Annotated in this window: 19 protein-coding genes; 11 read left to right on the forward strand and 8 right to left on the reverse strand. The window is 52.9% G+C overall.

Annotated elements, in window-relative coordinates:
* Positions 1-91: 91 nt before the first annotated feature.
* Positions 92-1,567: a L,D-transpeptidase gene (locus HH215_RS00900; RefSeq protein WP_169278185.1), complete on the forward strand. Its 1,476-nt coding sequence runs from the start codon at positions 92-94 to the stop codon at positions 1,565-1,567.
* Between the two features lie 11 nt (positions 1,568-1,578).
* Here the strand turns inward: HH215_RS00900 and HH215_RS00905 are convergent, their stop codons facing one another.
* Positions 1,579-1,722: a hypothetical protein gene (locus HH215_RS00905; RefSeq protein WP_169278186.1), complete on the reverse strand. Its 144-nt coding sequence runs from the start codon at positions 1,720-1,722 to the stop codon at positions 1,579-1,581.
* Positions 1,723-1,969: 247 nt separating this feature from the next.
* Between HH215_RS00905 and HH215_RS00910 the strand changes: the two genes are divergently transcribed.
* Genes HH215_RS00910 through HH215_RS00920 form a run of 3 tightly spaced genes read left to right on the forward strand, consistent with a single transcriptional unit; the run spans position 1,970 to position 4,321 of the window.
* Entirely contained in the window at positions 1,970-3,064 is a 1,095-nt protein-coding gene (locus HH215_RS00910) for a quinone-dependent dihydroorotate dehydrogenase (RefSeq protein ID WP_174887594.1), read from the forward strand.
* An 11-nt stretch (positions 3,065-3,075) separates the two neighbouring features.
* The gene (gene yjbM, locus HH215_RS00915; RefSeq protein WP_169278188.1) at positions 3,076-3,879 is read left to right on the forward strand and encodes a GTP diphosphokinase; all 804 of its coding nucleotides are present in this window, start codon (positions 3,076-3,078) and stop codon (positions 3,877-3,879) included.
* 1 nt (position 3,880) lies between these two features.
* Positions 3,881-4,321, forward strand: a complete 441-nt coding sequence (locus tag HH215_RS00920; protein ID WP_254450326.1) for a DUF309 domain-containing protein — start codon at positions 3,881-3,883, stop codon at positions 4,319-4,321.
* 98 nt (positions 4,322-4,419) lie between these two features.
* Here the strand turns inward: HH215_RS00920 and HH215_RS00925 are convergent, their stop codons facing one another.
* Positions 4,420-4,878 carry a PCYCGC motif-containing (lipo)protein gene (locus HH215_RS00925; protein ID WP_169278189.1) on the reverse strand — a complete coding sequence of 153 codons (459 nt, stop codon included), beginning with the start codon at positions 4,876-4,878 and terminating at the stop codon, positions 4,420-4,422.
* Positions 4,878-5,381, reverse strand: coding sequence for a thioredoxin family protein (locus HH215_RS00930; RefSeq protein ID WP_254450327.1), 504 nt, complete (start codon positions 5,379-5,381; stop codon positions 4,878-4,880). The genes HH215_RS00925 and HH215_RS00930 overlap by 1 nt, the downstream gene beginning before the upstream one ends.
* A 151-nt stretch (positions 5,382-5,532) precedes the next feature.
* Here HH215_RS00930 and HH215_RS00935 point away from each other — a divergent pair, with 151 nt between their 5' ends.
* Both HH215_RS00935 and HH215_RS00940 read left to right on the forward strand, forming a co-directional pair.
* Positions 5,533-6,375, forward strand: a complete 843-nt coding sequence (locus HH215_RS00935) for a pseudouridine synthase (RefSeq protein ID WP_169278191.1) — start codon at positions 5,533-5,535, stop codon at positions 6,373-6,375.
* A complete protein-coding gene (locus HH215_RS00940) occupies positions 6,372-7,163 on the forward strand; it encodes a Cof-type HAD-IIB family hydrolase (RefSeq protein WP_169278192.1) in 792 nt (263 codons plus the stop codon). The genes HH215_RS00935 and HH215_RS00940 overlap by 4 nt, the downstream gene beginning before the upstream one ends.
* A gap of 86 nt (positions 7,164-7,249) precedes the next feature.
* Here the strand turns inward: HH215_RS00940 and HH215_RS00945 are convergent, their stop codons facing one another.
* From HH215_RS00945 to HH215_RS00955, 3 genes are all read right to left on the reverse strand, one after another.
* The gene (locus HH215_RS00945; protein WP_106359402.1) at positions 7,250-7,342 is read right to left on the reverse strand and encodes a sporulation protein YjcZ; all 93 of its coding nucleotides are present in this window, start codon (positions 7,340-7,342) and stop codon (positions 7,250-7,252) included.
* Between the two features lie 217 nt (positions 7,343-7,559).
* Complete coding sequence (locus HH215_RS00950; protein WP_169284164.1) at positions 7,560-8,510, reverse strand: D-2-hydroxyacid dehydrogenase; 951 nt, start codon at positions 8,508-8,510, stop codon at positions 7,560-7,562.
* A gap of 25 nt (positions 8,511-8,535) precedes the next feature.
* Entirely contained in the window at positions 8,536-9,723 is a 1,188-nt protein-coding gene (locus tag HH215_RS00955) for a GGDEF domain-containing protein (protein WP_169278193.1), read from the reverse strand.
* A 133-nt stretch (positions 9,724-9,856) separates the two neighbouring features.
* On the opposite strand from HH215_RS00955, the gene HH215_RS00960 reads away from it, so the two are divergent.
* From HH215_RS00960 to HH215_RS00970, 3 genes are read left to right on the forward strand one after another with little or no spacing between them, the layout of a single operon-like run.
* Positions 9,857-11,017 (forward strand): glycosyltransferase family 4 protein, encoded by a 1,161-nt coding sequence (locus tag HH215_RS00960; protein ID WP_169278194.1) that lies wholly within the window; start codon positions 9,857-9,859, stop codon positions 11,015-11,017.
* Between the two features lie 5 nt (positions 11,018-11,022).
* Entirely contained in the window at positions 11,023-12,306 is a 1,284-nt protein-coding gene (locus HH215_RS00965) for a metallophosphoesterase family protein (RefSeq protein ID WP_169278195.1), read from the forward strand.
* Positions 12,307-12,363: 57 nt separating this feature from the next.
* A complete protein-coding gene (locus HH215_RS00970) occupies positions 12,364-15,615 on the forward strand; it encodes an AAA family ATPase (RefSeq protein ID WP_169278196.1) in 3,252 nt (1,083 codons plus the stop codon).
* Here HH215_RS00970 and HH215_RS00975 read toward each other — a convergent pair.
* Entirely contained in the window at positions 15,530-16,657 is a 1,128-nt protein-coding gene (locus HH215_RS00975) for a YkvI family membrane protein (RefSeq protein WP_254450328.1), read from the reverse strand. The genes HH215_RS00970 and HH215_RS00975 overlap by 86 nt on opposite strands.
* Before the next feature lie 89 nt (positions 16,658-16,746).
* Between HH215_RS00975 and HH215_RS00980 the strand changes: the two genes are divergently transcribed.
* Together HH215_RS00980 and HH215_RS00985 are read left to right on the forward strand one after the other, a co-directional pair.
* Complete coding sequence (locus tag HH215_RS00980; RefSeq protein WP_169278197.1) at positions 16,747-18,039, forward strand: ArsB/NhaD family transporter; 1,293 nt, start codon at positions 16,747-16,749, stop codon at positions 18,037-18,039.
* A gap of 238 nt (positions 18,040-18,277) precedes the next feature.
* Positions 18,278-20,260 carry a glycoside hydrolase family 15 protein gene (locus HH215_RS00985; protein ID WP_169278198.1) on the forward strand — a complete coding sequence of 661 codons (1,983 nt, stop codon included), beginning with the start codon at positions 18,278-18,280 and terminating at the stop codon, positions 20,258-20,260.
* 27 nt (positions 20,261-20,287) lie between these two features.
* Here HH215_RS00985 and HH215_RS00990 read toward each other — a convergent pair whose 3' ends face one another.
* On the reverse strand, positions 20,288-20,605 hold the full coding sequence (locus tag HH215_RS00990; protein ID WP_169278199.1) for a hypothetical protein: 318 nt from the start codon (positions 20,603-20,605) through the stop codon (positions 20,288-20,290).
* Between the last annotated feature and the right edge of the window lie 3 nt (positions 20,606-20,608).

Here is a 20,608-nt window from a genome sequence, read left to right on the forward strand (position 1 = left end):
AAGATACCGAAGGGATATGCTTCTGCGCTAAACATCTTGCCGGCTTACACCGATAATAAGAAAGACGTATTTCCGAAGCGAGGTGAACGGCATGAGCAAAGAGTCGCGCATTGACGAACAGATCCAACACTTTTATGACAACGTTCCCAATGTCGGAGATGCCTTGCCGCTCAAGGAACACCTGCTTAAGCACGAGGACAGCCGCATGGCTTGGTATTTGCTTGGCAAGGAGTATGAGGGTAAAGGCGATACGGCCAAAGCCACCTATTGTTTCGCGCAAGCGGGGGATATCTACGAGGCGTTCGAGTCGAAACCGGCTCCGAAGCTGCCTGAAGGAAAACAGAAAGACAAGGGAAGCTGGCGGAAATGGTTACTCGCCATATTGATTCCGCTCGTCTTAGTCGGAGGGGCTGTTATAGCGATTATGGAGCTAGCTCCCGATAAGGACGAACCCGCGGGCAATGTTCCGGTACAAGAAGAGGGAGCCTCTTCGCCGGTTACCGCGGAAAGCCCGGCTGCGAAACCCGAGCCGACCGGGAAAACGCCCTCGTTGCCGCCGGACGTCATTCCGCCGGATCAGATTGCAGGCGCGTCGGAGCCGAGCGAGCGGGGTAACGATGTGTTAGGCGAATTATTAACGCAGAAACCTTCGCGCCAGCCGCGATTGCTCGTCTCTACTCCGACGCTTGGCAAGTGGGGCGATTGGGTAAAAACAGGTAAACCGATCGCCACGGCGACCTCGGATAGAGAGTCGGGCACCGCAGGCATTCAATGGTTCGATCCGAAATGGTGCGATTGCAAACCGGAAGATTCGAAGTCGGCGCAGAAGTTAGTTCAGGGCTGGAAGCCGATGCAGGAACAGAAAATCGCGCTTCGATCGGCGATGATTCGATATCGGGAGAAGACGGGCAAATGGCCGGCGTCGCCCGAAACCCTTGCTGCGGACTATCCGGCGAATACGATGGCGGGCTGGACGGATAATATGACGCCATGGTTCGAAGAGCTTAAAGCGACTTTGGATAACAAGAAGGATGGTAAAATTCCGAAATCCGTCGATTGGCCGGATCGGACGGGACCGGAAATCGGGCATGGCACGCCCTCTGGAGATTTAGCGCCGTTGTCTTCGGAACCGCTCGAGATTATCGTAGACAAGAGCAATCATAGGTTAGCCGTTGTAAGCGGTAACGTGATGTTGCGCAATTATGAAGTAGGATTAGGCGGCGGGAAAACTCCGGAAGGGAAATTCGTCATCACGGAGAAAGTGAAGGACCCCAACGGAAGCAGCACGGGGGCATTCGGAAGCAGGGGAATGACCTTATCGGATAGCCGATACGGAATTCACGGAACGGATGAACCGGAAAGCATGGGGAAGGACGAATCTTTGGGCTGCGTTAGAATGAAAAAGGAAGATATTGAAGAACTGTACGATCTCGTGCCGATGGGAACGCCGGTGACGATAACGCAAGGGGGCCTGCCCGACGAATTGCGAGCACCGCCGGAACGCTTCCGGCTGAAGAGCACGCAGAACGAGACAAACCCCCACAAGGTATATGATTGGTTAGGTTAGATGAAGCCAGGTTATACATCCAACGCAAGCAACAAAGCCATAACCACTACGATGACTCCAAAAGCCACCCCTAACCATATCAGCGCCTTCTTATTGACGGTTTCCTTTTGTTTAGGGCGTGGTGTGACGGGTGGTTTTTTTTTGGCTGTGCTCATGAATATCAACCTCTCTATCGTATGATTCGCGAACTTCTTCCATTGTAATCGTTTTCCTCGCGAAATACCAGACAAGCCGGGGATTATCGATGGAACTAACCGCTGAGAAGCATCAAAGTATGCATCAGAGGCAGGTAGCCCTTTTCTTTTCCGCGCGAAAAGGCTAAACTGTTACCCGAAAGGTTTTCTTGCAGTGCAACCGATTTAACGATTCAGGCATGGTTTTCGTGAAAGGATGTCGAACTCATTGTTGTATCAAGTGGCCAAACCGTTCTTATTCAAAATGGATCCAGAAGCTGCTCATCATTTGATCATAGACGGGATGGGGACTGCAGCGAAAGTGCCGGGAATGCCCGCGCTTCTATCCGCGATCTGGGGGACGAAAGCTTCCCCCGAGCTTGCCGTCGATTTATTCGGTCTTCATTTTAATCATCCCGTAGGACTAGCGGCAGGGCTCGATAAGAACGCGAAAGCGGTAACCGGACTTTCCAGAGTGGGCTTATCTTTCTTGGAAGTAGGTACGGTGACGCCGAAAGGGCAAGCGGGCAACGACCAGCCCCGATTGTTCAGATTGCCTCCCGACGAGGCGCTGATTAATCGGATGGGTTTCAATAACGATGGAGCGGACGTAATGGCCGAGCGCTTATCGAAGCTTCCTCGTAGACGGATTCCCCTGGCCGTGAATATCGGCAAAAACAAGCTGACCCCGAACGAGAACGCGGCCGATGACTATCGCGCGTGCGTTCGGAAGCTGTTTGCCTATGGTGACTTCTTCGTCGTGAACATCAGTTCTCCGAACACGCCGGATCTGAGAGCTCTTCAGCATGGAGACGAATTGCGCCACTTGCTTGACGCCGTGAAAGACGAGATGGCTAAGCAGGCGGAGAAACACGGCGAATTGCCTAAACCGATTCTGGTCAAGATTGCCCCGGACAATACGGAGGACCAACTGGCTTATATGGCGGAAGCCATTCAGCTGAGCGGGATGTCGGGCGTCATCGCCACGAACACGACGATCGGCAGGGACGGACTTACGCATAAGAATGCCGGCGAAACAGGCGGTTTAAGCGGTCGTCCGCTTACGCAACGATCCACGGAAGTGATTCGCAGCCTGTACAAGATTACGAAAGGCAAGCTTCCGATCATCGGATCCGGAGGGATTTTCACGGCGGACGATGCTTATGAGAAAATTCTGGCCGGAGCTAGCTTGGTCGAAGTTTATACGGCCATGATCTACAAGGGACCGGCGCTGCTGAAAGAAATCCATGGCGGATTGATCAAGCGGCTTAAGCAAGACGGGTTTACTCGGATTACGCAAGCGGTTGGAGCGGGTCATCGTTAGGAGGAATGTCGATGGACGGAAGAGATTGGGGGAAGTTCCTGCTTCCCTACGAGCAAGCGGCCGAGGAACTGAAGGTGAAATTGAAAGCTCTCCGCTCCGAGCTGAAAGCCAGAGATGAATATGCGCCGATCGAATTCGTCACCGGCAGGGTGAAACGGGTATCGAGCATATTGGAGAAAGCGAGAAGGTTATCCGTTCCTCTCGATCGCATCGAGTTAGGAATCGAAGATATCGCGGGCATTCGCATTATGTGCCAGTTCGTGGACGACATCTATCGCGTCGCGGATCTGATTCGTCAACGCAAGGATTTAACGCTTGTCTACGAGAAGGACTATATTACGAATTTCAAAGACAGCGGATATAGAAGCTACCACCTTATCGTGGAGTATCCCGTTCAAACCTCGCTAGGCTCTAAGCCCGTATTGGCGGAAATTCAAATTCGCACGCTCGCGATGAATTTCTGGGCAACGATCGAGCATTCGCTTAATTACAAATATCGCGACCAGTTGCCTTCCCATGTCAGGGAAAGGTTGCGCAAGGCGGCGGAAGCGGCTTTCTTGCTGGATAACGAAATGTCGAGCATCCGCCAGGAAATCGTGGAAGCGCAGCAGGATTTCGAGGAAAGCTCCGTAATCGTGCGTAGGGTACTGAATGAAATTCAAGAGCTGTATTTTTTCCGCAGGGTGAGGGAAGCCGCGCAATTTCAGCGCAGGTTTAACGAGCTGTGGGAGCATGACGACATATGGGGTCTCAAGGAACTGTCTATTGAAGTCCAAGCGGCGTTGGATCGTGCGGGCAAGGGCGGCAACGCGTAAGATGGCAGGCGCGGGAAAAGGTGCCGAGAGCTTAAGCGGCGTGATGATCGACTCTCGATATTGGGCCTATCTCTCGTATTTCAATGTGGAGCGGGACTATTTCGAGTGCCACGAAGTGATGGAGGAGCTGTGGTTGGAGTATGGACGCAGCCCCTTGCTTCAAGGGCTCCTCCAGGCAGCCGTAGGACTGCATCATTGGGATAACGGCAACCGTTCGGGGGCCGTGAAACTGATGAACGCGGCGCAAGAGAAATTGAGCGTCTACGCGGATGAGGTGCTAGGCTTGGATCTGGCGCGGTTGCGAATTGATCTAGACCAAAGTTTGGCAGCATTGGCTTTAAGGCCTACGGACGCGCCTTTTCAAGCTTTCGAACTGTACATTCGCGACGAGTCGGTACGGTTGGCGGCGGAGGAATGGGAGAAAGCGGACGAGGGATGCTGACCGAAGGGGATAAGGTGAAAAAGGGGTTAACTTAAGCATTGCGCTTAAGTTAACCCCTTTTTTTGAGCGGGAAGTGTACTGCTGGATATCATAAACCCCTAGGCGTTCGGATTAAAGTTATCCTCGATCAACTGGTGAATCTGTTCGGGCGTCTTGCCCTCTTTGCTCCACTCTTCGATCTTCGCGAGCTCCTCGGTGCAGATGCCGCATTGCCCGCTATGATCCGTCCAAGTAATGCCTGTCTCGTTCTTGTCCGCTACGTAACAACGAAGCAGGGATGCATGCGGGTCATCCTCGTATTTCATGCAGCCGCAGTAGCAATTAACCATCTTCATGACTTCTTCGTAATCTCCGACGATCGAATACAGATGTTTCGTGCGCCCGGAGAATTTATCGAGAAATGAGGGCATATCCGAGTAAGAAGCTTCCAACTCCCATGTCTCGTTTCCATGACGATGGGGCTCGCTATCTTTGGATACGCCGCCTCCGCAAGCCACCATAAGGATTCCGCCAGCTAGAACGGCCGCAGGCAACGCGAGCAACCACTTCGCTTTCATCAGCTGTTACCTTCCGGGAGATGTTTGTTGAAGAACGCTTTGAAGTCGTCAAGAGCATATCCGTCGGAAGCGGAGCCTTCTTTCAAGCCGCCTTTCATTCGTTCGCTCTCCACGCCGTTTTTGAAATACACTAACGTCGGGGTAGCCTCGATTTTCATTTTTCCGTAATAGTCTCCGAATTCAAGTAAATTGAACTGGTGCAGATTCACTCCAAGTTCATCCGCTAACGGTTTTAATTGCGGCGTCGTCAATAGACAGTGCGGGCAACTCGACGAGAAGAAATAGACGAAGAAGCTTTCCTTATTTTTCAGCTTTTCCTCCAATACGTCGGGAAGCATGATATTGTTATAGTTCGGATCGTTCAGAATATCTCTCGTAGCTGGAAAAAGATCATCCGAAGGTTTACCATAGACAGTATCCGGTCTCATGTTGTTTAATACGACGAGAGCTACGATCAATACCGCGAGAGTTCCGAAGAAGATTGATAATTTTTTGGCGTTCATAAGCGATTCCCCCATCTAATCTAGATTTTATGTAACGAAAGAATGGACAAGCTCCCCGAACTTTCTTACATTATACCTGATAAGATTGATCTGCAAAACCGTCAACTTCTTAAATCCATCAAACTGTAACAAAAAGAAAGTAGGTTACCTGATGAAAGCGACAATACGACTCGATAAAATGCTCGGAAATCTAGGATACGGTACGAGAAGCGTCATTAAACAGTTAATTAAACAAGGGGCGGTCACCGTTAACGGAAAACCGGTCAAAGATCATGGCTTGCAGATTAACCCGAACCAGGACGAAGTGGTACTGGACGGAGAAACGATCCAATATCGGGACACCGTCTATGTTCTGCTCCATAAGCCGGCGGGTGTCGTCTCCGCGACGGAAGACAGCCGGGATCGTACGGTGATCGATTTATTGGACTTGGATCTGGCGGTATTGTCTCCTTTTCCGGTAGGGCGTCTGGATAAAGATACCGAAGGTTTGCTGTTGATCACGAACGATGGAAAGCTGTCGCATGAGCTGCTGTCACCCCGCAAACATGTTCCCAAGACTTATCGCGCGTTGGTTGCGGGAGCCGTTAACGACGAGGATGTAGCGGCATTCCGGCAAGGCGTCACGCTGGATGACGGCTATGTTACGATGCCCGCGCAACTCGAAATATTGGCGAAATCGAGCGTTGGGTCAGCCGCTACGGGCGATGAAGAGCAATCCGCCGAAGAGTTAACGGCCGCGATTAAGCTCGTACCAAACCAAGCAGATCTTGTATCGGGCGAATCGCTTAGCTGGATCGAGCTTACGATCCATGAAGGAAAGTTCCATCAAGTGAAGAGAATGTTCGAAGCCGTCGGCAAAAAAGTACTGTACTTGCGGCGCGTCTCGATGGGTCCTCTCCGATTAGACCCTAGCCTGGCGCCTGGGGAATGGCGGGAGCTTACGGATGTAGAATTGGATAGCCTGCGCAATTATAGGAAGGACGGTCAGGGATGAAGTTTCGCATGATCGCATTAGACGTCGATGGTACGTTGCTTAACGATCATCACGAAATCACGCCTCGGGTTCGCGAAGCCGTTCGAGCGGCTGCGAATCTGGGAATCGAAATCGTACTTTGCACGGGACGGGGCTCGACGAGCGCATTGCCTGTTCTGAGGGAGTTAGGGCTGAAGGGAACGATGATTACGCATAATGGCGCATCCGTCGTGGATAGCGAATCTCGTGAAATCCTTCATGATACGGTGATCTCGTCGGAGAAGGCATCCCGTTACACGTCTTTCTTCCGTGATCGGGAAATCCATTTCGATATGAATACGGCATTCGATCTTTATGTGGACGAATTGAAGGAAGCGGCCGCAGAGATGTATAGAAATCTCAAGGCTCGTCCAATCATACGCGAAGCGGATGAGGCTTTCCCGGATCGCATGGTCAAATTGTCCATCTATGCGCCCAAAGACGTGCTGGATCAAGTGGAATCCGAATGGGAAAGCTGGCAGCACGAGCTGCAATGGATTCGAAGCGGGGATTATTTTATAGACATTCAGCATTTGCAAGCCAGCAAAGGAAAAGCTCTAGAACAGTTAGCCGCCATGAGGGGAATTCCTCGGGAACAAGTATTAGCGATGGGCAATTATTATAACGATACGGGAATGATAGAGTACGCGGGCTGGGGAGTCGCGATGGATAATTCTCCATCGGAGGTCAAAGAAATCGCGGATGAAGTAACGGCATCCAACAACGAGGACGGGGTGGCTTTGGTCATCGAGCGACTCGTTCTGGCCTGATTGGGAATAAGCGAAAAAAAAGCAAGCCGAACGGACTCGGCTTGCTTTTTACGCATGGTCAAAGGGGACTTCGCCCAGTCCCAAACTTAGTAACCAGCGCGCAAGATGATGACCAGCAAGATGAACAAGACAAGCACGAAGGCTGCCGATGCATAGTATCCGCCGACTGCACCAGACATGCTAACTCCTCCTTCATGAAAAAAGTAAAGGTAGGGATGCCGAAGCGGGTAACAGCATCGACATGCTGCCCCTCACCTCGGTCTACACTTATTGTATGAAGAAGGAAGTTAGAGGTTTGGACAAATACCCCCCGGCAAATGATTTTGGGTAAATGCGGAGCAAGGCGAACGTCATCCGAGGACATCTTATACGTATACCGGCGCTGAAGAAATCGGGTTAATAACTTCGAGAGAAATCTACGACGTTGCGGGCAGGCTTGCCGGTCGTAATGTAGGCATGCAGATTATGCAGCAATATATCCGCAACCTTCTGTTTATACTGGCTCGTCCATCCACCGATATGCGGCGTAATGATAACATTCTCCATCGTCCATAACGGATGTTCGGAAGGCAAAGGCTCGGTTTCGAATACGTCTAATCCGGCACCGCGCAGATTTCCGTCATCTAATGCGCGGACAAGAGCATCCGTATCGACCGATGGTCCGCGTCCTAAATTGAAGAACAGAGCGGAGGGGCGCATTTTTCCGAATCGCTCGGCGTTAAATAGATGATGGGTATCCTCCGTATAGGGCAGCACGTTCACCACAACGTCGCTCTGAGACAATACGTCATCCAACTGCTCCATTCCGTACATTCGGTCGATTCCCGCCAATGGATCGGCACTCCGTCTGATTCCAACGGTTCGCATGCCGAACGCTCCGGCCAAGCGGGCGATCTCAATCCCAATCGTACCGACTCCGATGATCCCCATCGTTTTGCCGGATAGTTGATCGTATCGTTCCGAGACCTTCCATTCGCGTTGGCTTTGATTACGAATCGCAAGATGCAGATTACGATTGAAAGAAAGCAGCATCGCGAATAACGTTTCCGCCATCGATATCGGATGAATGCCGCTAGCGCTTGTCAAGTGGATCCCGAGTTCTCGAAACTTGTCTAAAGGCAGCTTGTCGACTCCGGCGGAGCTCGTCTGCACCCACTTCAATCGGCAATCGGAATCTAGAACTCCTGCCATGGCGGAGTCCCAGCCGAGCACGACCTCCGCGCTGCGACGCTGTTCGTCCGTTATCGTATCGGCTTGTCCGGAGATGATTGTCCAATCGGGTACAAGCGATTGGATTTGTTGAACTTGTTCAGGTTTAAGTTCGAATAAGATCAGAAGCGTTGACAGGGTGCATCTCTCCTCTAGTTCTTAATTAGCTTCCGCGGCGTCTCTTGTTAGATTCGGGAGCGTCATTTCCCGCAATCGTCGCGTAATCCGTGACGCGGTTTTTCCCGGAAGTTTTGCTATTGTACATGGCTTGGTCCGCTTGCTTCATTAGCGACTCGGCGGTTTCGCCCGGCGCGGCAAGGCTATAGCCAACGCTTATCGTGACGATCGTTTCCTTCTCCGTCCGCGAACGTATCGATTCAGCGGCTTGCATGACCGCGGCGGACGTCCCGATGACGAAGGCGACAAGCTCTTCGCCGCCGTACCGCCCGGCTAACCCGACGCCTTCCGTTTCTTCCATGAGCAACGCGGATGCTTGCTTGAGTACGCCGTCGGCTTTATGATGGCCTTGGGTGTCGTTCAATTTCTTGAAATTATCGATATCGCAGAAAATTACGCCAAGCGGGCGACCGGCTTGCAGCGCTTGCTCCAATCTTCCCATAAAGTATCTTCTGTTGTACAGATTCGTTAAACCGTCCGTGATGGAGGAGCGGTAGACGGATTGCAAAATTTCGACAACCCGTTCAAACAAAATCGCGAACAACAGAACATAATAGAATACCGGCAGCAGCCCGGCGATCGTCTTGAAAATTTGAACGTCCGGCGCCCAATAGGTACCGGAGATAACGGCAATCTGCATCGTAAACGCGATCATAAGACTCGACATATATTTGCGCGGTTGACCGATATGCGGGGCGAACATCAATACGAATAACGGACCTAGAAGCAGCAGGAAAGCGTCCAATGCCGGAGTGGACTGCATCTTGCTAAGCCAATCTTGATCGGTCGAAGAAACGCCGGGCAGAATATCGCCGAGAGCGATGAGAAGCCCGACGACGAGTAATCCGAAAAACCAGAGCCTTGTTCTGGGACGGCGCCGGTGATAAAGTTCGAAAATAGCGAAATTGATGACGATGAACGCATATACTTGTAGAAGCTTCCCGATAAATACCAAAGAAGGCGTCGAAGGCGTCAGACCCAGCGAGATCGCAAGCTGCAACAAGTGGTGTATAAGTATGAACGCGAGGGAAGTGAGCAACGACCTATAAGCTTGCCTGCGATTACGCGCGAATAAGCGATAGGACATGAACAGCATCAGAGCGACGATCACGACAGCCATCGCGGATGAAAATAGGAGTCCGAATTGATTAGGCGACATAGTAATCTGGAACATGGCGAGCTCCTTTAGGCAGACTATGAAACTTGCAGAACATATGTTTCTAATATATCATATTTTTTGAGAGACTAAGAGCGTTAAATATTCATTATGATCGTATTAGATCATCGGAAACGAGGAGGAAACGCCCTTGAATATTTTACAGGCTCTGTTTTTCCCCCCGGAGCAGCCGGGCGGCGTCTCGTCCATGGTTCCTTATATCGGAGAGCGGTTCCGCAAGATCGGCTGGGAAATGGAAATGTTCTCGTTGCCGAAGCGAATCCGGAACAAAGGACACGACGAGATCGAGTTCTCTACATTCGACTGGCGGCTTTATTCAGGCAACGTTATCGTAGACAAATACATCCAAACTTATAAAGATTACATTTGGTGGGTCAAGCTGCGGCTTACCGGGCAAAAGTTCGACCTTATTCACGCCCATCATCCGATCGCGGCCATGGCCATGAAGCATATCTATCCCGACACGCCCGTACTGATGACGGTTCACTCCAGTTACGAAAGAGAGCTGATTCTGAACGGGCGGATCGCCGAAGGCAGCCCCGAGCACCGGTTTCTAACTTCGATCTACGGGGAACTGGAGCATCGTACAGACAGGTTGATGACGGTATCGAAGTCGTTTGCTACTTATATCGGCAACTATTTGCAAGAACCTAACAGCACTTTAGTCATTCCTAACGGTTACGATGAGAAAAGATTCAAACCGATTCCTCATGAGAACGAGGTTACTCAACTCGTTACCGTCTGTCGGCTCGTGCCGGCAAAAGGCTTGGACGTGTTGCTGAGAGCATGCGCCGAGCTGCGGCGAAAGAACAGTAAATTCGTGCTGCATATTATCGGGGACGGTCCGATTCGCGAAGAGTTAGAATCGTTGTCCCAGAAGTTGGGGATTTACGACGACACGATTTTCTACGGTTACATGCTGCACCCGGAAGAACTGCTTCCCTTCTTCGACGTGTTCGTATTGCCTTCCCGTGCGGAAGCATTCGGTTCCGTGTTCGCCGAAGCCGCTCTTTGCCTGCTGGCCCTGGTCGGAACGGACGTGGGCGGCATCGCCGAACAGATCGAAGACGGAGCGAACGGATTGCTGGTACCGTCCGAAGATCCGATTGCTCTGGCTAACGCGCTGGAGACGGTCATTAACGATCCTCATTTCCGCTACGAAATGGCGAGAGCAGGGTGGAACAAAGCGAAGAAAACCTACTCTCTTAACCGCGTGATCAGCGAACTGAAACGGATTTATGTTTCTTATGCACCCCAAGCGGAACAAGGGATCAATAAACAGGAGACGTGATCGAAGTGGGTGTTCCTTTTACGTTCGTCCATGCGGCCGACTTGCATCTGGATAGTCCGTTCAAAGGGCTGACCAAAGTGCCCGAAAGCGTTCGGGATCGGCTGCGGGAATCGACGTTCGTTGCCTTACGGGGGATATGCGACGTCGTGAAGAGGGAGAAGGTCGACTTCGTCGTGCTTGCGGGGGACTTATTCGATGCCGCGGACCGTTCGTTGAAGGCGCAGCTTCGTCTGCAACGCGCTTTGGAAGACATGACGGCCAACGGCGCGCAAGTGTTCGTCGTGCACGGCAATCACGATCCCGAGAGCGGACGCCAAGCCAAGCTCGATTGGCCGGAAGGCGTGTTCGTATTCGGATCCTCGTCGGTGGATTGCTATTCTGCTTATACTCGCGGCGGGCAACTGGCTGCTCACGTATACGGTATTTCGTATCCGACGTCGGCCGTCGCCGATAACCTGGCGCTCCGCTTCAAGAAACGGGAGGGGGCGCCTTTTCATTTGGCGTTGCTTCACGCCAACGTAGACGGAGATCCGGCCTACGATAATTATGCTCCTTGCAAGCTCGAAGAGCTCAAGACGGCAGGTTTCGATTATTGGGCGCTAGGCCACGTGCATGATCGCAGGACGTTAAACGAGTATCCTCACGTCGTCTATCCCGGCAATATTCAAGGGCGCAGCATTCGGGAAACGGGAAGCAAAGGCGCTTACGTCGTCTCGGTTGCCGAATCGGGAGCCGTGGACATGCGCTTCGAAGACGTAGCAGACGTCCTCTGGCGGGAGGTTACGGTAACGATCGAGGGATTGGAAAGAGAGCAAGATCTTAAAAACCGCATGTTGTCGGCGCTCGAAGACGTCAGGAGAGATGCGCAAGGTCGACCGGCTCTTGTGAGAGTGCGGCTGATCGGCCGAGGAGTCATGCACGATCGCTTGCTTCAACCGAGTATAGCGGAGGAATGGCTCGAAGAGCTTAGGGAATGGATCGGGGCTCCCGAGGAGACCGAAGCTTGGATCTGGCCGGAGTCGATCCTCGTGCGAACGGGCGGAACGCTTCTTCTGGACACGATTTCGGAGGATGAGGGATTCATAGGAGAATTGGTCCGCAAGGGAATTGCCGCAACGGGGTCCGCGGATTTGTCCAAGGCGCTGTTGGACGAGTCGCTTGAAGTTCTGCATCGGCAACCGAAAGTACGGGAATGGCTGGAATCAAGAACGCATGACGAGCGCGTGCAATGGATTCAGCAGGCAATGGAGCTTACCTTAACGCTATTGCGGGTTGAAGAGGCCGGATAGATTGAATAGTTGTAAGGTCGGACAGGCCGGACAGGGGAATAAAATGGAGGTTACGGGATGTACATAAAAGAACTCCATGTGGACGGATACGGCGCGCTATCGGGAGTAAAGCTCCGGTTAGACGCTCCCGTTACCGTCATTTATGGTCCTAACGAAGCGGGCAAGAGCACGCTACTTCGTTTTGTCCGCAGCATGTTGTACGGATTCCCGACGCGTAAAGAACCGGTCGAGCGAGGAGAGCCCGTACTCGGCGGAAGACATGGCGGACGGCTTCTCCTCGCGGACAAGTCCGGGCAAGAATGGCTGTTGGAACGTTATGCCGAACGCGGATCGGAGGTTACCGTTCGGGATCCGGGCGGGATGGAACGCGCCGTTAGGCAAGCGGAATGGCAACGGATGCTGCTGGGGGGGATCTCGGAACAGCTGTTTCGGCAATTGTTCTCCGTATCGCTGAACGAACTGAACGAATTGCGAACGCTGCAAGGGGAAGAGGTCGGCAATTATCTATACCACGCAGGGCTTGCGGGCGGCTCCGCGATCACGTCTGCGAGTCGCCGGCTAGGCGCGGAGATGGATCGCCTCTACCGTCCGAAAGGGACAACGCAGGAGATGAATCGGCTGCTTGTCGCGATCAAAGAAACCGAAGCCGCCATACGGCAAGGCCGGGATGGAATCCATGCCTATCTGGAGACAAAGGGAGCTCTTGCCCGTGTCGAGCATCTGTTACTTTCCATGGAAGAGGGCATCCCTGAATTGCGCAGAGAAACGGCGAAGCTTCAAGGAGCGTTCGAGTTGCGCGAATGGTGGCTGAAGAGGGAAATGCTCCTTACGGAGGATGCCGAATTGCGGGATCAGCTAAGGGAGCCTTCAACCGTATTGTTACGCGAAGATACGGCCCTAAGGTGGGCGGAATTGAAGAAAGATAAGTATGAAAGTTCAAGCAGGCTAGCGGTTGCAAGGAACGCGCGAACGGAGTTGTTACAGCTACGGGAGAAGTTGACGTGGCAAGCGGAATGGGTAAACGTTCACCTGGAATGGGAACGTCTGGAGTCGATGCGGGAAGCGATAACGGCCAAACGCGAAGAACGTGCGGAGCTTGAGGCTGAGCGCAGGACGTTAGAGGAAACGATAAGCAGCATCCTATCCCGGGTTTCTGCGACTTGGGGCGAGGCGGAGCTGTTAACATTCGGAGGAATGGCGGCGGAACGCGAGCAAATACGCAAAGTTCAACAGTCGTGGGAGGAAGAAGAAAAGGCGGCGATCGCTCTTCAGGCCGAAATGAGAAGGCTCGCAAGGCAGCAGGAAGTGGTTCAATCCGAAGACAACCTTGCCGACGAATATGGAATTGGGCGGGAGCCCGCCGATGGAAATAACGGGAGCGAGTTTTCGTTCGGATATTTCGTTCCTCGGACCCGGGCTGCGCTGTTGCAAGCTTGGCACGGTCTAGAGGATGCCCGCCGGGATTACGAGAGGTCGAGGTCGTCCGTTAGATCGCCTCGTTCAACCGCTTCTCGCGTTAACTCGAAAGCCAAACGCGGTTCCGCGCCGGGATACGCGATCGCCGGCTTGTTGGGAGCAATTGCAATAGCTTTGCCGATAGGAATAGGCTTAAGCTTAAGCCGCACAGTGCCCTTATTCGTATATTTCCTATCGTCAGTGCTACTGCTGGCAGCCGGTGCGGTTATATTCGTATCTCGGCGGAATTTTCGACAGGAGGCAAGAGGCGGCAGCGACGACGCCTTCTCCGCATCGGCTGAAGACGACCTGATCGCCGTACGATTCCATCATAAGCAGATGAACGACCGGCTTCGTCAACTCGTTCAACATGCGGAAACGGCAGCTTCGCGACTGTTGCCGGAGCTCCCGGAATCGCTCGTCCCGGACATGAGGGAGTCTCAGCATACGATCGACGCCGTATGGCAACAACTTAGGACCGCCGTTCACGAACAGCTTGGGCGCTTGGAGGAGAGCGATCGGCTGAGAGACAAGCAACAAGAGTTGCAAAACCGGGTGCAGGAGCTTCGAATGGAGCGGGATTTGGTAGAAAGAGATGCGCTGGAACAACGTTCGCGGATGAATCAACTTCAGACGAATTGGAAGCAATGGCTGGCATCGAAACGGTTGCCACCCCATCTTACCCCCGACAGCCTGCCCGAACTATTCGGAATCGCCGAGCAAGGACAGGCCGCGCTTAGGCAACGCCAACGCGTAGCCGAACGTTCCCAATCGCTTCAAGCGGCGATTAGGGAATTCGAACAAACGGCGGTCCGTTTAATCGAGATCTGTTCTACGCCGACCGGAATACCCGCGGATATCGTTCAGGCCGTGCAAGGCTTGTACAAGGAATCGAAGCGGCATGTAGGCTTGAAGAATGAAGCGGAGCAACTAGAGGGGCAGCTTGCCTTGATAGAAGCTACTGTTGAGGAAGAGCAAGCCCTCCTCGCGAACATAGACATTCGCATCGCAGATTTATTCCGCGAAGCCCATGTCGGATCGGAAGCCGAGCTGGAGAGCCGGCTAAGAATCGAAGAGCGCAGTCTGGCGCTTCGGAAGGAAGCGCGGGAAATTCAATTGCGACTCGAGTCGGGAAGAGATTCCGAAGAACAGTCGCGCTTGTATGAGCTGCTTCGCGCCTATGACGAAGCTTCGCTAACGTCGCTGCTACGCGAACGTAAAGATCTGCTGATTGCGGAAGAAGCGCGCCGTACGGAGCTGTTGGATCAACGGGGACGGCTGACGCAAGAGCTCGATCGGCAGCGATCTGAGGCGGAGCTCGAGGATCACGGGCAGAGGCTGCGGGAGCTTCAAGCGAAGTTGGAACGCTTAACAGAGCGTTATGCCGTTCTAGCGATCGGCGAGAGACTAATCGTACAGACGAAAGCCGTATTCGAGGAAGAGAAGCAACCGGAAGTGCTGCAGCGCGCCTCTCGTTACTTCCGGCGGATGACGAACGACGCATACGTTCGAATCGTTGCTCCCGGGGACAGTAAGACCCTATTCGCAGAGACGCCTGATCGTCGCTCGCTGGATAGCGCCTTCTTAAGCCGGGGAACCCAAGAGCAGCTTTACTTGGCGATGCGTTTTGCCTTATGCGACGCGGCATCTCCAGAGCATCCGTTGCCGCTCCTGTTGGATGATCTATTCGTTCATTTCGACGAGCAAAGGTTAACGCAAGCGCTCCCCGTGCTGTCGGAGTTGGCAAATTCGAGGCAGATCGTACTGTTTACCTGCCATCGGTATATGGCGCGGACGATAGCTTCGGGGATTCCATCAGTCCGGATCCTGTCTCTGGGGGAACAGGAGGTTTAGGCGGATTGGAAGTTCGGGCTCTATCGCGGCTGATCAAGAAGAGCCATCCTAAGCTGAGAAGTCCGAACATCGGATACAGCGTCGATAACAACGGTCCGAAGCCGAGTTGACCGGCAAGGAAACAAAGCAGCAATAGAATGACGGTAAGCATCCATTGGGATGCTTTCGTTCTTTCTTGCAATTGCAAAGTCAATCCGTAAATATCGGCGACAAGGGTCGTGAAGATTTCCATGAAGATCAGGAAGACGAAGATCCAGTGAATCCATGCTCCCAGTTCGAGGGCGATTCCTCCCATCGGAATATCGAATTTCGCGATACCGGGCATTCGCGCGGACAATGCGATGTGGCCTGCGAGGAGTAACACGCCGATTCCGATTCCTCCGATCCATGCTCCCCGGCGCAGAATCTTAGCATCGCCGATTGCCGATCCGAGCGGGACCAATACGGCTTGGGACATGGACAAGTTAAAGGCGGCATATAGAAATGGGGACAGCCAGGCAGCCCAGGGAGAAACATCGCTTGTTGCCTTTAGCCAATGACCGGAACTCGGACTTCGCAGCGTCTCGATCACGAGGAACGCCGTAAATCCGATCATGAGCGGCACGACGAACGTGTTGATGGTCAGTATCGCGTTCATCCCTTTGCGCAGCAGCATGAAACAAGCGAACATCGTCACGATCAACCCGGTCTGATAGCTTAAATTCAAGTGTTCGGAGAATACGGAGCCGGCTCCGGCCAGCATGACCGCATTGACTCCGAGCAGCACGACGAGCATGAGGTGACTGACCCAGCGCCCCGTTTTTTCCCCGAACAAGTACTTATTGAGGTCTTCATACGATTTGGCTTTCAACTCGGCGGATAACAGCATGACCTTGGCCCCGATCCACACGAAGAATAGCGTGGATACGATAATAAGGTACGGTCCCCAATGACCGAAGCGGGTAAAAAACTGCAGAACCTCTCTTCCCGAGGCAAATCCCGCACCGACGACGGTTCCGATAAATACGAGAGCTATCTGAATACTTTTGGCCCATTGCTTCATTTCAAGGAACCTCCCGACACAACCTTGTCCGTCGCTTCCTATACTCTATGTCGGGAATAGGACGGGCATGACTTTAGGAGTTATCATCTATGATCTTGTCCTTCTCGATTCTCGTATTCGCGCTTACGCTAGCCTTGATTATTTGGCGACCCAAAGGATTAAACGAAGCGTTCTTCGCCGCTCCGGCGGCATTATTGCTTCTCTTGACGGGTTCGCTTGCATGGGAAGATGCCGCCTATATTTGGCAGATCGTGTGGAATGCTACTCTATCGCTTATCGGGATCATGATCCTGACCGCAGTCATGGACGACAACGGTTTTTTTCGCTGGGCGGCGCTCCACATCGTTCAACGCTATCATAGGAGACGGATTGTTCTTCTGGTCGGTCTATCCGCGTTGTCCTGTTTGATTACGACATTTTTCAATAACGACGGTACGGTGCTGATCATGACGCCGATCGTGCTCGAAGTGACGGCGCTGCTCGGGATGGGATTAAAAGCCCGGATCGCATTCCTGCTGTCCGTCGGCTTTATGGCGGATACGGCTAGCGCGACCCTCATGGTCAGTAATCTAACGAATATATTGACCGCGGATTTCTTCGGCATTTCATTCGGAGATTACGCGCGGAATATGGCATTCCCCGGAATTACGGCCTCGATGGCTACGATAGCGGTTCTCGTGTCTGTATTCGGCAGAACGATCGGCAAAGATACCGCAGCCGGGCGGACAGTACAGTCATTTCCCGAACCTTCTTCGGCAATCGGCAATCGTATCGTTTTCAGGTTATCATGGGTAATTCTATTGCTGATTCTTATCGGTTATTTCGGTTCGGAGGCGATGGGCATGCCAGTCTCGTTCATTGCTTGCGGGGGAGCGATCGTGTTATGGCTTGTTGGCGCAGCGACGAAAAGTTCCGATTCCGCGCGTATCGTGAGAAGAACCCCGTGGCTTATCGTAATATTCGCGTTGGCGATGAATATGATCGTGTACAATTTGCATTTGCATGGGGCAACGGAATGGTTTACCGAAGGATTGGTGCCGGTAGCCGAATCGGGACTCGCCGGAGCTGTTTTCGGATCGGGGGTACTCTTCTCGTTGCTTGCGGCGGTTATGAATAATCTTCCGGCAGTGCTTGTGTCTTCCTTATCCATATCCGGTCTCGAGGATCAGTCCGTGCTTCCGTTCGCCAGCTTGATCGGAATGTCGGTAGGGGCCAAGCTTACGCCGCTAGGCTCGTTAGCAACGCTACTGTGGCTCGGATTGCTGCGAAGAGACGGTATACATATTGGCTGGGGGGCATACATGAAATACGGATTTATTCTTACGATTCCGGTCTTATTCGTTTCGTTGGGGGCACTCTGGCTGCAGCATTGGCTCGATTAGTACTAGATTTATGACGAATGATGCGAGATGGGGTTGATAGATAGATTAGATTAGGTAAAATAGGATAAGGACGATTCATGGACCCGAGGGGGAAGCGAATGACTGCCGGTTGGGTGCTCCAGCCGGTTAGTCGTCGCTTCGGGCGCTGACCGCGGAAGCGCGGTTCAGCGATGTGAGCTAACGACAACCCGGCCCGGGAGAATCGTCCGCGCGTTCCGGGCTTCAAAGGAGCTGCACTATGATTAAACAACAAAAACTGCAATATCATCTACGTAAGAAACCTTATCTCGTGGATGCCATTGCGGGCAATTCCGCCATGCTCGTCTCGCTCGGACAAACGGGGAGATTATACCGGCTATGGTGGCCGCACATCGATTATCCGCAGCATGTGGACGAAATTCGCACCGGTTTAAGAATCGGGTCTACGCCGGGGGGCGTAACTTGGTTCGATGATCCGGAAGCGGGTTGGCAGCATTCTGCAAACTACTTGCCGCGTACGAACGCTTATCGCGTTATTTCCACGCATCCGGATTATTCGGTCGAAGTGGAACAGACGGATTATGCCGTTCCCGGGCAACCGCTTATGGTTAGAGGTTACCGGTTGACGAATCGCGGGCAAGAAACGAGAGATTTAGAGTTCTATCATTATGGCTCGTTTCAGATTATGGACAACGAGCTATATATGACAACCGAGTTCGCTGTTCAGGAAGATGCGTTGCTTCACTTCCGGCATCAATATGCTTTCGCAGTCGGAAGCTCGATCGAATGCAGCGAATACCAAGCTGGAAGCGGAGCTTGGCACGGTGCCGCGAACGGCTACTTGAACGGCAATCAGATTGACATGCAGCCGGACGGCGCAATGAAGTGGGTTTTCGCGGCAATCGAGCCGGGACAATCGGTACTTCTTCCTATCTATATCGCGGCCGGACATTCTCGTCACGAAGCTTTAGGCGCGCTAACGGTAGCGAAGAGCCGGAGTTACGAGGAATGGTTTACGGAGATGGAAACGTACTGGTCCGATTATTTGGCGAACGCGGCTCCATGTCCCGGCGGGAACGAACAAATCGTTGCGTTATACGAACGTTCCCAGCTAGCCATGAAGCTGATGGCGGACGAAGCGACGGGAACGATAGTCGCCGCTCCGGAGTTCGATGAATATTTCAGCCGATGCGGCGGATATGCCTATAGTTGGGGGCGCGATGCGGCTTTCGTAACGACGGCGTTTAACAAAGCCGGCTTAGGCGCGTTATCCGAAAAATTTTACGACTGGTCCATCACTGCGCAAGAAGCGGACGGTTCCTGGCAGCAGCGTCATTACCACGACGGAAGCTTGGCCCCTCATTGGGGACTGCAGATCGACGAGGGTTCTTCGTTGATCTGGGGGATGTGGGAGTATTACCTTCATTCCGGGGAGCAAGAAGCTTTTCTCGAACGGATGTGGCCTGCGGTTGAGCGGGGAGCGGTCTTCTTGGTCCAGTATTTGGACCCGGAGACAGGGCTCCCGTTGCCGACGAGGGATTTGTGGGAGGAACGCGAAGCGGAGCATACCTACTCGGCAGCGGCCGTGTACGGGGGCTTAACGGCTGCGGCTTCCTTCGCTTCGCGCAAAGGGAAAGATCGCCTGGCGGAACTATGGCGGAGCGCGGCCGAACGAATCGCTTTGGCCATCGAGGAACGTTGCTGGAACGAATCCAAAGGCTCGTATTATCGCGGATTAAAGCTGACGGTTTCCAAGGAAGACTATGAAGCGGCAATCGCTAGAGGAGAGCGCGGCTTCGTTCAACAACGGGACAAAGGCTACATGAGGTACGTCCTTGAGTTCGATCCCATCGTGGATATCAGCTTGCTAGGCATAAGCGTACCGTTTAATGCCGTTCCCGTAGATAGTCCGAGAATGGCCCGAACGGCCGATACGATCGAGCAACTGTTGACTTCGCATCCCGTCGGCGGCATCAGGAGATATGAGGATGATTCGTATATCGGAGGCAATCCGTGGATTTTGACTACTTTGTGGTTAAGCCACTATCGAACGCTTCAAGGCCGATATGAAGAGGCAAGGCGTCATCTGGACTATGCGGTCAAGCATGTCACGTCGTCCGGCCTGCTCCCTGAGCAAGTGGATCAGGTAACGGGTGAGACGGCTTGGGTCGTACCTCTAACTTGGTCGCACGCGATGTTCGTGTTGGCTGTTCATATGTTGGCGGAGCGCGGGGAGCTGTAAAGGGAGTTTTTGGCGGAAATAACGGTTCTAGCTAGTTACCGCTATCTGGCTGCATAACCGGGTTTTACGACAAATAACGGTGCTAGGCACCGCTATTCCGCTCCATAACCGGGTTTTACGCCAAATAACGGTGCTAGGCACCGCTATTCCGCTCCATAACCGGGTTTTACGCCAAATAACGGTGCTAGGCACCGCTATTCCGCTCCATAACCGGGTTTTACGCCAAATAACGGTGCTAGGCACCGCTATTCCGCTCCATAACCGGGTTTTACGCCAAATAACGGTGCTAGGCACCGCTATTCCGCTCCATAACCGGGTTTTACGCCAAATAACGGTGCTAGGCACCGC

Origin of the sequence: Cohnella herbarum (assembly GCF_012849095.1) — a bacterium.
Classification (GTDB): Bacteria; Bacillota; Bacilli; order Paenibacillales; family Paenibacillaceae; genus Cohnella; species Cohnella herbarum.